Genomic DNA, 10,513 nt, shown 5'->3' with positions numbered 1-10,513 from the left:
TCGTTCAGACGCGGTTTCGTTGAACGCGAGGTAGGACGAAGAACGCTTCAGGCTCTTCCGGAGGCTGTCCTGGCCGGTGCGTTGGCCGCGTGTCGTTTCCGGTGCAGATAGGGTTTGCGCACCAGCCTCCACACGAGCAGAACGGTGACCAGGCCAAGGTAGAGCATCTGTTCGGGACCGACGACCTTCACCGACATCGAAAAATGCAGCGCACCGGCTGCGGCGATCAGATAGGCGAGCCGGTGCAGCGTGTTCCATCGTGTGCCGAGTTTGCGGATCGACCAGTTGTTGGACGTCAGCGCCAGCGGGATCAGCATGACGAACGCGGCCATGCCGATGGTGATGAAGGGACGCCGGGCGATGTCGGCGAGGATGGCCGGCACATTCAGCACCTGATCGAGCAGCATATAGGCGAGGAAGTGCATCAGCACGTAATAGAAGGCGAGCAGCCCCAGGGCCCGACGGTAGCGCAACCAGTTGATGCCGAAGAGATCGCGGATCGGCGTGATCGCCAAGGTCGCAACGAGATAGCGAAGCGCCCAGAGACCGAGCAGATGTTCAAACTCCTTGACCGGATTTCCGGGCAGTTGGCCGGTGGCGCCAAGATAGAAGGCATAGCCGGCAGGCACCAGGCCGAACCCGTAGACTGCCGATACCGAGGCCGAATGATAGCGTTTCGGAAGCGAGGGCAGGCGGGCCATGATCAATAGTTCGCTTTCAAGTCCATGCCGGCATAAAGGCTTGCGACCTCATCGGCATAGCCATTGAAGGGCAGGGTGTCGCGACGATTGGAGCCGAAGAACCCGCCGCCGCCGATGCGGTTCTCTGTCGCCTGGCTCCAGCGCGGGTGATCGACGGCCGGGTTGACGTTGGCAAAGAAGCCATACTCGTTGGGGGCGGATAGGTTCCAGGTAGAGGGCGGCTGTGTTTCGGTGAGCGAAATCCGCACGATCGACTTGATACCCTTGAAGCCGTATTTCCAGGGCGTAACGAGCCGTATGGGAGCGCCGTTCTGGTTCGGAAGCGTCTTGCCGTAGACGCCCACAGACAGGAGAGTGAGCGGATGGCGCGCCTCGTCGAGGCGCAAGCCCTCACGATAGGGCCATGGCAGGGGTTGGAAGAATCCGGATTGACCCGACATTTCCGAAGGACGGACGACGGTTTCGAACGAGACGTACTTGGCGCTGCCAAGCGGCTCGACCTTGTCGAGCAGGGATGAGAGCTGGAAGCCCGTCCAAGGGATCACCATCGACCACGCCTCGACGCAGCGCATGCGGTAGACGCGCTCCTCGATCGGGAACTTAAGCAGTTCCTCGAGCCCGAACTCCATCGGTTTGCCGACGAGACCGTCGACCTTCACCGTCCAGGGGGCTGGCTTGAAGCCGCTCGAATTGGCGGCCGGATCACCCTTGCCGGTCCCGAACTCATAGAAGTTGTTGTAGCCGGTGACATCGGCTTCGGGCGTCAGGTCTTCGTCGACGACGTACTTGCCCTTGGGCGCGCTGAGCGCCGCCGCCATGCCTGCGCCGCTGCCGGCAAGAAGGATGCCGCCGGCTGCAGCGCCCAGGAATGCACGGCGATTGATGAAGATGTTCTCCGGGGTGATTTCCGAAGAAACGATTCGTGGCGGGCGGTAGCTTGGCATGGTCTTATCCGAGAGTGTTTATGAGCCTTGTCTTGTACGAACTCAGCAGACTTTCGATCACCGTGAAAGGGGTTCGGAACCACGTTTTCGTGCGTAGCGCGTGAAGCCGGCAATTTTGCGTATCCTGCGCCAACGTTTGCCTTTTTTCCCGCGAAATCCTATCTGAACGTAGCCGAGACGAATAGGAGAATGCTTCACATGATCGTTGGCCAAAGAGCGCTTGTTGCGCTCGTCATTGCTGTCTCTCTCGCCTGTCCGGCGCTGGCGCAGGACCCCAAGACGGTTCCGCAGTCACGCACAGAAATGCAGCTTTCCTTCGCGCCGCTGGTCAAGCAAACGGCGAATGCGGTCGTCAACGTCTACGCCGAACGGGTGGTCGAACGCCGCTCGATCTTTTCCGGCGATCCCTTCTTCGAGGAGTTCTTTGGCCAGCGTATGCCGAACCGGTCCGAGAAGCAGTCCTCGCTCGGTTCCGGCGTAATCGTCGGCAAAAACGGCATCGTCGTTACCAACAACCACGTTATCGAGGGCGCCGACGATATCAAGGTGGCCCTGGCCGACGGCCGCGAGTTTCCCTGCAAGATCGTGCTCAAGGATGACCGGCTCGACCTGGCCGTCCTGAAGATCCAGTCGGAAGGTCCGTTCGAGATCGTTCCGCTCGGAGATTCCGATGCGGTCGAGGTCGGCGACCTTGTACTCGCGATCGGCAACCCCTTCGGCGTCGGCCAGACGGTGACGAGTGGTATCGTGTCGGCGCTGGCGCGCAACCAGGTTTCGTCGGGCGATTTCGGCTTCTTCATCCAGACGGATGCGGCGATCAATCCCGGCAATTCCGGCGGCGGTCTTATCGACATGAACGGCGAGCTGATCGGCATCAACACCGCGATCTTCTCCAAGGGCGGCGGTTCGAACGGCGTCGGCTTTGCCATCCCAGCCAATCTGGTGAAGGTCTTCGTCGCCTCCGCCGACGGCGGCAATGGCACTTTCGTGCGTCCTTTCATCGGCGCCAGCTTCGAACCGGTGACCTCGGAAGTGGCTGAAGCGCTTGGCCTCAGCCGCGCCCGCGGCGCGCTGGTGACTGCAGTCGTCGCCGGCGGCCCGGCCGAACAGGCAGGCATCAAGCCGGGGCAGGTGATCACCGCCGTCAACGGCATCGATGTCGAACACCCGGACGCGCTCGGCTACCGCCTGACGACCGTCGGCATCGGTCACGAGGCGCGCGTCACCGTGTCGGAAAACGGCAAGCCGCGGGAGGTGACGCTGAAGCTCGACCGCGCGCCGGAGACGTCGCCACGTGACGAGCGGCTGATCGAAGGGCGCAATCCCTTTGCCGGCGCGGTCGTCGCCAATCTGTCGCCACGCCTTGCTGACGAACTGCGCATGTCGACGTCCCTCCAGGGGGTCGTCGTCATGCAGGTCAACCGCGGCTCGCCGGCGGCCCGCATTGGCCTGGAACCGAAGGACATCGTGCGGTCGGTCAACGGCACCGCGATCGACACCTCGAAGACGCTGGAGCATGTGATGGCCGATGATGCCTCCTTCTGGCGCGTTGAAATCGAGCGGAACGGCCAACTCATCCGTCAGTTCTTCCGATGAGCGACCTGTTCACAGCCCACGAGCCACCGGAAATGGCGTCGGCAAGACCGCTTGCCGATCGGCTTCGTCCGCGCACGCTTGCCGAAGTCACCGGCCAGGAACACCTGACCGGTGATGACGGCGTACTGTCGCGCATGATCGCTTCGGGTTCGCTCGGATCGATGATCTTCTGGGGACCGCCTGGCACCGGCAAGACGACGGTCGCGCGACTGCTTTCGGGGGAGGCGGGGCTCGCCTTCGAACAGATCTCGGCCATCTTCTCCGGTGTCGCCGATCTCAAGAAAGTGTTCGAATCGGCGCGTGCGCGGCGCATGTCCGGTCGGCAGACCCTGCTCTTCGTCGACGAGATCCACCGCTTCAACCGCGCCCAGCAGGATAGCTTCCTGCCCGTCATGGAGGATGGCACAGTCATCCTCGTCGGTGCGACGACGGAGAATCCGTCCTTCGAGCTCAACGCCGCTCTCTTGTCCCGCGCCCGCGTGCTGACGTTCAAGCCGCACGGTGAAGCCAGCATTCAGGAGCTTCTTTCGCGGGCCGAGCAGGCGGAGGGCAAGACGCTTCCGCTTGACGCGGATGCCCGCGCCAGCCTTATCCGCATGGCCGATGGCGATGGCCGAGCAGCACTGACGCTGGCAGAGGAAGTCTGGCGCGCAGCACGGCGCGATGAGATCTTTGACGCGGCAGCCCTTCAGAACATCGTCCAACGCCGGGCGCCGGTTTACGACAAGGGCCAGGACGGTCACTACAATCTGATCTCCGCGCTGCACAAGTCGGTGCGCGGCTCCGATCCGGATGCGGCACTCTACTATCTCTGCCGAATGTTCGATGCCGGCGAAGACCCGCTTTATCTTGGGCGACGGCTTGTGCGCATGGCGGTGGAAGATATCGGCCTTGCCGACCCCCAGGCCCTGGTGATCTGCAACGCCGCCAAGGACGCTTATGATTATCTGGGCTCGCCGGAGGGGGAGTTGGCGCTCGCCGAGGCCTGCGTCTATCTGGCGACTGCGCCGAAATCGAATGGCGTTTACACAGCCTACAAGGCGGCGATGCGTGCTGCCAAGGAGAACGGCTCGCTGCTGCCGCCGAAGCACATTCTCAATGCACCGACCAAGCTGATGAAAGGCGAAGGCTACGGTGACGGCTATCGCTACGATCACGACGAACCGGACGCTTTTTCCGGCCAGGATTACTTTCCCGAGAAGATGGGTCGCCAGACCTACTACGACCCGCCGGAGCGTGGTTTCGAGCGCGAGATCCGCAAGCGGCTCGAATGGTGGGCGAAGCTCCGCCGGGAGCGCAATACCCCCTAGAATGCCCAGAGATTGCAAGACGGCGTTCGTTCGTGCGCGGCCCGGAGCAAACCCTATCGGTTCGACGGTTTCAAGCGCTGCGCGAGTGGCTTAGCTTTGCCACCGGTGCAAAGCTGATCTGCCCGCGGCTGCCTTGCTGTCGGCGCTGGAGTGTGAGATAGAACCCGCATTGCAGACGGCTGCACGGTTCGCGATGACGATACCGAACATCCGCGGGGACGGCCTCGCTCCAATTTTAGGAGTTTGACATGGCCTGGTTCCTTCTTCTGCTTGCCGGTATCCTCGAAATCGGTTGGGCAATTGGCCTTAAATACACCGACGGCTTCACGCGGCTCACGCCGACCATCCTGACCGTCGGTTCAATGATCCTCAGCATCACGCTGCTCGGCCTCGCGGTCCGCACCCTGCCGCTCGGCACGGCTTACGCGGTCTGGACCGGTATCGGCACCGTCGGCACGGTCATCCTCGGCATCTTCCTGTTCGCGGAGCCTGCGACCTTCATGCGCCTCGGCTGCATCGCACTCATTGTCAGCGGCATTGCCGGGTTGAAGCTCGCGGCCTAACGCGTCGGAGTGCATTGACGTGGCGTCAGGCCCCCAAGTCGCACCATCGCCGCAAAATGAAGCGGGCTGCGCGTCATGAAAGACGCGCAGCCCGCAATCGTATTCAGCGATATCGCGTGAATTTCAGCGAAGGGCGTCCAGGACCGCGGCGGTTGCCTGCATTTCCTGCCAGCGGTTTTCACGCCGGCGGAAAGCCTCCTCGTCGGTTCCCCAGTGCTCGATCTGCCAGTCTTCGTCCACATGCGCGGCCGTCCAGGCTTCCTCGGCCGAAAGCCGGCCGGAGGCGAACGCAAGTGCCAGCAGGGCCGAGCCCGTCAGGCTCGTCACCGTGTGGATGCAGGTGAGGCCGAGCGGGGTCGCGAAGGCGCGCAAGCCTTCCGCATAGGCGGAAAGCGCCTCTTCCGGCTGTTCCTGATGGATCACGCCCTCGGCGAGGATGAAGCGGGCGCCGAGCGTCTGCTGCGCCCAGTCGAGCACAGGATTCCAGATCTCGTTCTGGCGCGCGACCAGTCCTTCCGGGCTGTCGGCGCGATAGCAGAGCATGTCGGTTCCGGCGAAGCGCAGGATGTCGTCAAAGACCGAGCGCTGGTCTTTCGCGACACCGTCGAGCGCCGTGTTGACGAGGCGGGTGATCGGCATGCGGGCCGGGTCGATGACCTCAGTCTGCGCCTCCCATTCGGCCGCGAGCATATCGGCGAGCTTGCGTGTCGGCACGGCAAGCGGCTGCTTGGCTGGCGTGCGCACGGTACGGCCGTCGAGCAGCACGCTGTGCGTGTCGCCTTCGGCCGCAGCGATGCTGACCTCCTTGTAGAAGCGCTTCGGCAGCGGTTTCAGCATCTGGATCTGCGCGCGGCGGACTGGATCCTCGTGGCTCATCGCACTGCTGAGTTCGTCGCGAATATCAGGCATGATTGTGTTCCATCCATTCAATGATGTCGGCCGGCGTCCGGGCGACGAAGTCCGCCCCCGCCTCGATGAGGTCGGGAACGGACGCATACCCCCAGGCGACGCCGATGGCGGCGGCACCTGCAGCCTTGGCCATTTGCATGTCGTAGATAGCGTCGCCGATGACAACCGTATCCTTGGCGTCGATGCCGGCTTCCGAGCAGCATTCCGTCACCATCGCCGGATGCGGCTTGGAAGGGCAGTCGTCGGCGGTACGGGACACGAAGAAGATCCGGTCGAAGCCGTGCGTTTCGGAGATATGGGTCAGGCCACGTCGCGACTTGCCGGTGACGGCGCCGATCAGCAACGCCTCGCGCGACGAGAGCGTCTGCATCATGTCGGCGATGCCCGGAAACAAAAGCTCCTGGAAGCCCGCTTCGCCGCGCACGCCCGCGAAGATCGATTTGTAGTGGGCTGTCATAGCCAGCGCCAGATCGTCCACGTGCTCGCGCCCGAGCAGGCGCGCGATGGCGATGTCGAGCGTCAGTCCGATGATGCCCTTGGTCGCCGAGAGGGGCGGGCGTTCGAGATCGAAAGCCTCGAAAGTGCGCGCCATCACTTCATGAATCAGACCGCCGCTGTCGACCAGCGTGCCGTCACAATCAAAAAGCGCCAGTTTCATCAGTCGTCCTCGCCGGGCTCGTTCTCTTCGAAGCCCAGCAAATTCCAGCTCTGGACCATGTGCGGTGGCAGCGGCGCAGTCACGCGCAGGCGACCACCATCCGGGTGCGGAATATCGATGTGGCGCGCGTGCAGATGCAGACGGTTCTGCATGCCGCCGGGCAGGCTCCAGTTGATATCGGCATCGAAATACTTGGGGTCGCCGAGGATCGGGTGCCCGATGTGCAAGGCATGGACGCGAAGCTGATGGGTGCGGCCGGTATAGGGTTCCATCTCCAGCCAGGCGAGGTTCTGCGCAGCCTGCTCGCGAATGCGGTAGTAGGATATGGCGTGGTCGGCACCCTCTTCGCCATGTTTGGCGATTCGCATGCGGTCGCCGTCCGGCGTCTGTTCCTTGACCAGCCAGGTCGAGATGCGGTCTTCGCGCTTGCGCGGCACGCCCTTCACCAGCGCCCAGTAGGTCTTCTTGGTGTCACGCTCGCGGAAGGCGGCGGTCAGCTTCTGTGCCGCGCCGCGCGTGCGGGCGATGACAAGTACACCGGAGGTGTCGCGGTCGAGGCGGTGCACCAGGCGGGGCTTTTCGCCGCGCTGGTTGGTCCATGCCTCGAGCATCTGATCGATATGACGGTTGACGCCGGAGCCGCCCTGGACGGCAAGCCCGGCCGGCTTGTTCAGCACGATTACCTTGGCGTCCTCATGCAGCACCATTCGCGACAGGAGTTCGCTGTCCGGCGAGTGCCTAAGGTCGCGGCCGGCGATCGGGCCGGTCTTTGCCTCCTTGGAATCGACGCCGAGCGGCGGGATGCGGATAGTCTGGCCGGGTTGGATGCGGGTGTCGGATTTGGCGCGTGCGCCGTCGACACGAATCTGACCGGAGCGCAGGAGCTTCTGCAACGGACCGAAGCCCAACCCCGGGAAATGCACCTTGAACCAGCGGTCGAGGCGCATGCCTGCTTCGTCACCGTCCACTTGTCTGTGTTCTATACCTGCCATTTGAGCGAACCTGCTTTCTGTTTCCGCAGCGTCGCGCGTCGGTCCGAAGCTCCTGCGTGGGGATGGACGCAAGAATAATGCTTCAGGCGCGCAAAGGCTGCCGCAATTCTTTGGCCGCTGCACAACCATGCCCTCGAAACGATGATGATTGGGGGCCAATGCAGCAATGCGCGGCGTTTCCCCATGGATACGCAGCGCCTGTAGGAGCAGCCTTTAGACTATTGCGCGCACCAGAGCCAGCCCGCTGAAGACCGCGAGGATCGAAAGCGCCACGCTGGCGATCACGTAGGCGATCGAGAGCATGACATCGCCTCGCTCGGCGAGCGTGATTGCATCCAATGAGAAGGCGGAGAAGGTCGTGTAGCCACCGAGAACACCGGTGATGAGGAATACGCGCATTTCCGGCGACGCGCCGAACTTGCGCATGATCATCTCCGCCAGCAGGCCGATCAGGAACGAGCCTGTGACATTGACCCCGAGAGTGCCCCACGGGAAGCTTGGCCCGAAGCGGTGAATGGCCCAGAGACCGGCGAGATAGCGCAGGATCGAGCCGATCGCGCCACCGGCGCCGACGAGAAGAAGGTGGGTCATCAGTCGCTCCGGGTCAATTCGGCTCAGGCCAGCCGATCGGCGTGCCACTTCAGATGATCGTCCATGAAGGTCGAGATGAAATAATAGGAGTGATCGTAGCGTTCGTGCATGCGCAACGTCAGATCGATGCCTGTGCCCTTTACGGCTTCTTCGAACAGCCAGGGGCGCAAACCGTTTTCAAGGAAACCGTCCGCCTTGCCCTGGTCGATCAGGAATTCAGGGAAACGCGCACCGTCCTTGACCAGCGCGCAGGCATCGTATTGTCGCCAGGCGGCGTGAACGGTTCCGAGATATTTCTCGAAAGCGCCGACCGACCAATCGGCCGTCGATGGCTCGACGATGGGGGCGAAGGCCGAGCAGCTCTTGAACCGATCCGGGTGCTTGAGGGCGATCGTCATGGCGCCGTGACCACCCATCGAATGACCGAAGATCCCCTGGCGGCTCATATCCATGCGGAAGTGCTGGCTGACAAAGGCCGGCAGCTCTTCGGTGATGTAGGTATACATCTGATAATGCTCAGCCCAGGGCTTTTCGGTGGCGTCGAGATAGAAGCCGGCGCCTTTGCCCATCTGCCAGTTCGTCAACTCGTCGGCAACGTCGGCGCCACGCGGACTGGTGTCCGGGCAGACGACGATGAGGCCGAGTTCGGAGGCCATGCGCCTATACTCGCCTTTCTCCACGACGTTGGCATGCGTGCAGGTGAGGCCGGACAAGTACCAGAGCACCGGCCTCGGCTCCTTGGTCGCTTGCGGCGGCACGAAAACGGCAAAGGTCATCTCGCCTTTGCAGGCCTCAGAATCGTGCGAATAGACGCCCTGCATGCCGCCGAAGGCGGTGTTTTGCGAAAGGACTTTCATGGAATGCTCCTTGGACAAAGCTTCTCAGCCGGCAAGCTGCACGGCCGCATTGACGGCGGCGGCAACGAGCACGGTGTTGAAGAAGAATGAAACGATGGCATGCATCAGGTTGATGCGCCGCATGGCCGTCGTCGTGATGGCGACGTCAGATGTCTGCGCCGTCATGCCGACGACGAAGGAAAAATAGAGAAAATCGTAACCGCCGGGCTCGGGCGTCCCGGGAAATTCGAGGCCTCGCGCCGGCTCTGTTGTTTGCGGGTCCTGGTTCGGAATCCAGTAGACATGGGCATAGTGCATAGCCGCCATCATGTGGATCGTCGCCCAGCCAAGCACGACGGAGGCAAAGGCGAGGCCGAGCGCCAGGGCCGAGCCGGTTTTCTGGCCGTTGAGCGCAAAGAAGAGCGAGACGAGGGCGGTCGCTGCGGCGCCAATTGTCACGAGGAAGATCACCGCTTCCGGCTCATCAGTGTTCCGGGCGTGCGTTTTCAGGTGTCTGCCCGTCATCATCCGTAGGCGCCGCCAGCTCATGACGAGGTAAACGCAGAAGAAGGTGATCGCCGCGCCTTCGAGGACGAAGGGGCGCGCAAAGAACCAGAGAACCGGCACGGTCAGCGCGCCGCAGATCAGGGCGGTGTAGAAGGGCCAGTGCCTGAGCTTTGTCGTCGCCGTCATTCATATGCCCCTTGCGATTGCGGTCCACCGCGGGCTTGCTCGTGCTGTCACTTTTTCGAGTGGCGCGCGAGTCGGTCAAGTGTTTCGAGGAAGGCAGAGCGATCCCGCGGGCTGAAGGCGGCGTTGTAGCCCTTGCTCTCGCCGGTTTCGCGCAGGTGTTGCCCGAGGTCGCGCATCGCCGATGCCATGCCGATATTGCTTTTGTCGAAGAGGCGGCCGGAAGGACCGGTGACGAGCGCGCTGGCGGCAACGCAGCGCACGGCCAGCGGCACATCGGCGGTGACGACGATATCGCCCTCATGTGCCCGTTCGGCGATCCAGTTGTCTGCTGCATCGAAACCCGCCGAGACGATGACATTGTGCACCATCGGGTCACGCGAAGGGCGCAGGCCGGAATTGGCGACGAAAGTCACTTCTATTCCGTGGCGCTCGGCCACCTTCAGGATCTCCGCCTTCACCGGGCAGGCATCTGCATCGACATAGATCATCTTGAATCAATTTCTCAACGGGACAGAAAAGGCGCCAGAAAATCAATCGATTCCGGCGCCTTCCTGAATCAAATTAAGAGCTTAGTATAGCACCACCGAGCGGATGCTTTCGCCGGAATGCATCAGTTCGAAGCCCTTGTTGATGTCTTCGAGCGGCATCGTGTGGGTGATCATCGGATCGATCTCGATCTTGCCCTCCATGTACCAGTCGACGATCTTCGGCACGTCGGTG

At 62.4% G+C, this 10,513-nt stretch carries 12 protein-coding genes and 1 pseudogene; 3 read left to right on the top strand and 10 right to left on the bottom strand.

Features of this window, described 5'->3' with window-relative positions:
- Positions 1 to 47: 47 nt before the first annotated feature.
- Both msrQ and msrP read right to left on the bottom strand, forming a co-directional pair.
- Entirely contained in the window at positions 48 to 701 is a 654-nt protein-coding gene (gene msrQ / locus AB4Z53_RS34145) for a protein-methionine-sulfoxide reductase heme-binding subunit MsrQ (RefSeq protein WP_441599834.1), read from the bottom strand.
- A 2-nt stretch (positions 702 to 703) separates the two neighbouring features.
- Positions 704 to 1,645, bottom strand: coding sequence for a protein-methionine-sulfoxide reductase catalytic subunit MsrP (msrP, locus tag AB4Z53_RS34140; RefSeq protein WP_441599832.1), 942 nt, complete (start codon positions 1,643 to 1,645; stop codon positions 704 to 706).
- Positions 1,646 to 1,843: 198 nt separating this feature from the next.
- Between msrP and AB4Z53_RS34135 the strand changes: the two genes are divergently transcribed.
- The 3 genes from AB4Z53_RS34135 to sugE all read left to right on the top strand — a co-directional run bounded on the left by AB4Z53_RS34135 (position 1,844) and on the right by sugE (position 5,114).
- A complete protein-coding gene (locus AB4Z53_RS34135; protein ID WP_441599830.1) occupies positions 1,844 to 3,241 on the top strand; it encodes a DegQ family serine endoprotease in 1,398 nt (465 codons plus the stop codon).
- Complete coding sequence (locus AB4Z53_RS34130; RefSeq protein ID WP_291158626.1) at positions 3,238 to 4,551, top strand: replication-associated recombination protein A; 1,314 nt, start codon at positions 3,238 to 3,240, stop codon at positions 4,549 to 4,551. The genes AB4Z53_RS34135 and AB4Z53_RS34130 overlap by 4 nt, the downstream gene beginning before the upstream one ends.
- A 248-nt stretch (positions 4,552 to 4,799) precedes the next feature.
- Positions 4,800 to 5,114 (top strand): quaternary ammonium compound efflux SMR transporter SugE, encoded by a 315-nt coding sequence (gene sugE / locus AB4Z53_RS34125; protein ID WP_113541380.1) that lies wholly within the window; start codon positions 4,800 to 4,802, stop codon positions 5,112 to 5,114.
- A 123-nt stretch (positions 5,115 to 5,237) separates the two neighbouring features.
- On the opposite strand, the gene AB4Z53_RS34120 is transcribed toward sugE, so the two are convergent.
- From AB4Z53_RS34120 to AB4Z53_RS34085, 8 genes and pseudogenes are all read right to left on the bottom strand, one after another.
- Positions 5,238 to 6,023, bottom strand: a complete 786-nt coding sequence (locus AB4Z53_RS34120) for an ATP12 family chaperone protein (protein WP_441599829.1) — start codon at positions 6,021 to 6,023, stop codon at positions 5,238 to 5,240.
- The gene (locus AB4Z53_RS34115) at positions 6,016 to 6,681 is read right to left on the bottom strand and encodes an HAD-IA family hydrolase (RefSeq protein WP_113541378.1); all 666 of its coding nucleotides are present in this window, start codon (positions 6,679 to 6,681) and stop codon (positions 6,016 to 6,018) included. Before AB4Z53_RS34115 ends, AB4Z53_RS34120 begins: the two co-directional genes overlap by 8 nt.
- A complete protein-coding gene (locus AB4Z53_RS34110; RefSeq protein ID WP_113541377.1) occupies positions 6,681 to 7,673 on the bottom strand; it encodes an RluA family pseudouridine synthase in 993 nt (330 codons plus the stop codon). The genes AB4Z53_RS34115 and AB4Z53_RS34110 overlap by 1 nt, the downstream gene beginning before the upstream one ends.
- A 213-nt stretch (positions 7,674 to 7,886) precedes the next feature.
- Complete coding sequence (crcB, locus tag AB4Z53_RS34105) at positions 7,887 to 8,264, bottom strand: fluoride efflux transporter CrcB (protein ID WP_113541376.1); 378 nt, start codon at positions 8,262 to 8,264, stop codon at positions 7,887 to 7,889.
- A 23-nt stretch (positions 8,265 to 8,287) separates the two neighbouring features.
- Entirely contained in the window at positions 8,288 to 9,121 is an 834-nt protein-coding gene (fghA, locus tag AB4Z53_RS34100) for an S-formylglutathione hydrolase (protein WP_441599826.1), read from the bottom strand.
- Positions 9,122 to 9,145: 24 nt separating this feature from the next.
- Entirely contained in the window at positions 9,146 to 9,793 is a 648-nt protein-coding gene (locus tag AB4Z53_RS34095; protein ID WP_441599824.1) for a DUF1345 domain-containing protein, read from the bottom strand.
- Between the two features lie 47 nt (positions 9,794 to 9,840).
- Entirely contained in the window at positions 9,841 to 10,281 is a 441-nt protein-coding gene (locus AB4Z53_RS34090) for a YaiI/YqxD family protein (RefSeq protein ID WP_441599822.1), read from the bottom strand.
- Positions 10,282 to 10,362: 81 nt separating this feature from the next.
- Positions 10,363 to 10,513 (bottom strand): annotated as a pseudogene (locus AB4Z53_RS34085) (S-(hydroxymethyl)glutathione dehydrogenase); the annotation flags it as partial.

Source organism: Ensifer sp. 2TAB8, from assembly GCF_052115125.1.
In the GTDB taxonomy this organism is placed as follows: domain Bacteria; phylum Pseudomonadota; class Alphaproteobacteria; order Rhizobiales; family Rhizobiaceae; genus Ensifer.
Note: the sequence above shows the minus strand (reverse complement) of the source record. Positions and strands in the feature narration are given on the sequence as shown.

What these genes read in the sequence shown, in the direction of transcription:
- msrQ (WP_441599834.1), bottom strand. Translation starts at nt 701, where the DNA reads ATGGCCCGCCTGCCCTCGCTTCCGAAACGCTATCATTCGGCCTCGGTA.
- msrP (WP_441599832.1), bottom strand. Translation starts at nt 1,645, where the DNA reads ATGCCAAGCTACCGCCCGCCACGAATCGTTTCTTCGGAAATCACCCCG.
- AB4Z53_RS34135 (WP_441599830.1), top strand. Translation starts at nt 1,844, where the DNA reads ATGATCGTTGGCCAAAGAGCGCTTGTTGCGCTCGTCATTGCTGTCTCT.
- AB4Z53_RS34130 (WP_291158626.1), top strand. Translation starts at nt 3,238, where the DNA reads ATGAGCGACCTGTTCACAGCCCACGAGCCACCGGAAATGGCGTCGGCA.
- sugE (WP_113541380.1), top strand. Translation starts at nt 4,800, where the DNA reads ATGGCCTGGTTCCTTCTTCTGCTTGCCGGTATCCTCGAAATCGGTTGG.
- AB4Z53_RS34120 (WP_441599829.1), bottom strand. Translation starts at nt 6,023, where the DNA reads ATGCCTGATATTCGCGACGAACTCAGCAGTGCGATGAGCCACGAGGAT.
- AB4Z53_RS34115 (WP_113541378.1), bottom strand. Translation starts at nt 6,681, where the DNA reads ATGAAACTGGCGCTTTTTGATTGTGACGGCACGCTGGTCGACAGCGGC.
- AB4Z53_RS34110 (WP_113541377.1), bottom strand. Translation starts at nt 7,673, where the DNA reads ATGGCAGGTATAGAACACAGACAAGTGGACGGTGACGAAGCAGGCATG.
- crcB (WP_113541376.1), bottom strand. Translation starts at nt 8,264, where the DNA reads ATGACCCACCTTCTTCTCGTCGGCGCCGGTGGCGCGATCGGCTCGATC.
- fghA (WP_441599826.1), bottom strand. Translation starts at nt 9,121, where the DNA reads ATGAAAGTCCTTTCGCAAAACACCGCCTTCGGCGGCATGCAGGGCGTC.
- AB4Z53_RS34095 (WP_441599824.1), bottom strand. Translation starts at nt 9,793, where the DNA reads ATGACGGCGACGACAAAGCTCAGGCACTGGCCCTTCTACACCGCCCTG.
- AB4Z53_RS34090 (WP_441599822.1), bottom strand. Translation starts at nt 10,281, where the DNA reads ATGATCTATGTCGATGCAGATGCCTGCCCGGTGAAGGCGGAGATCCTG.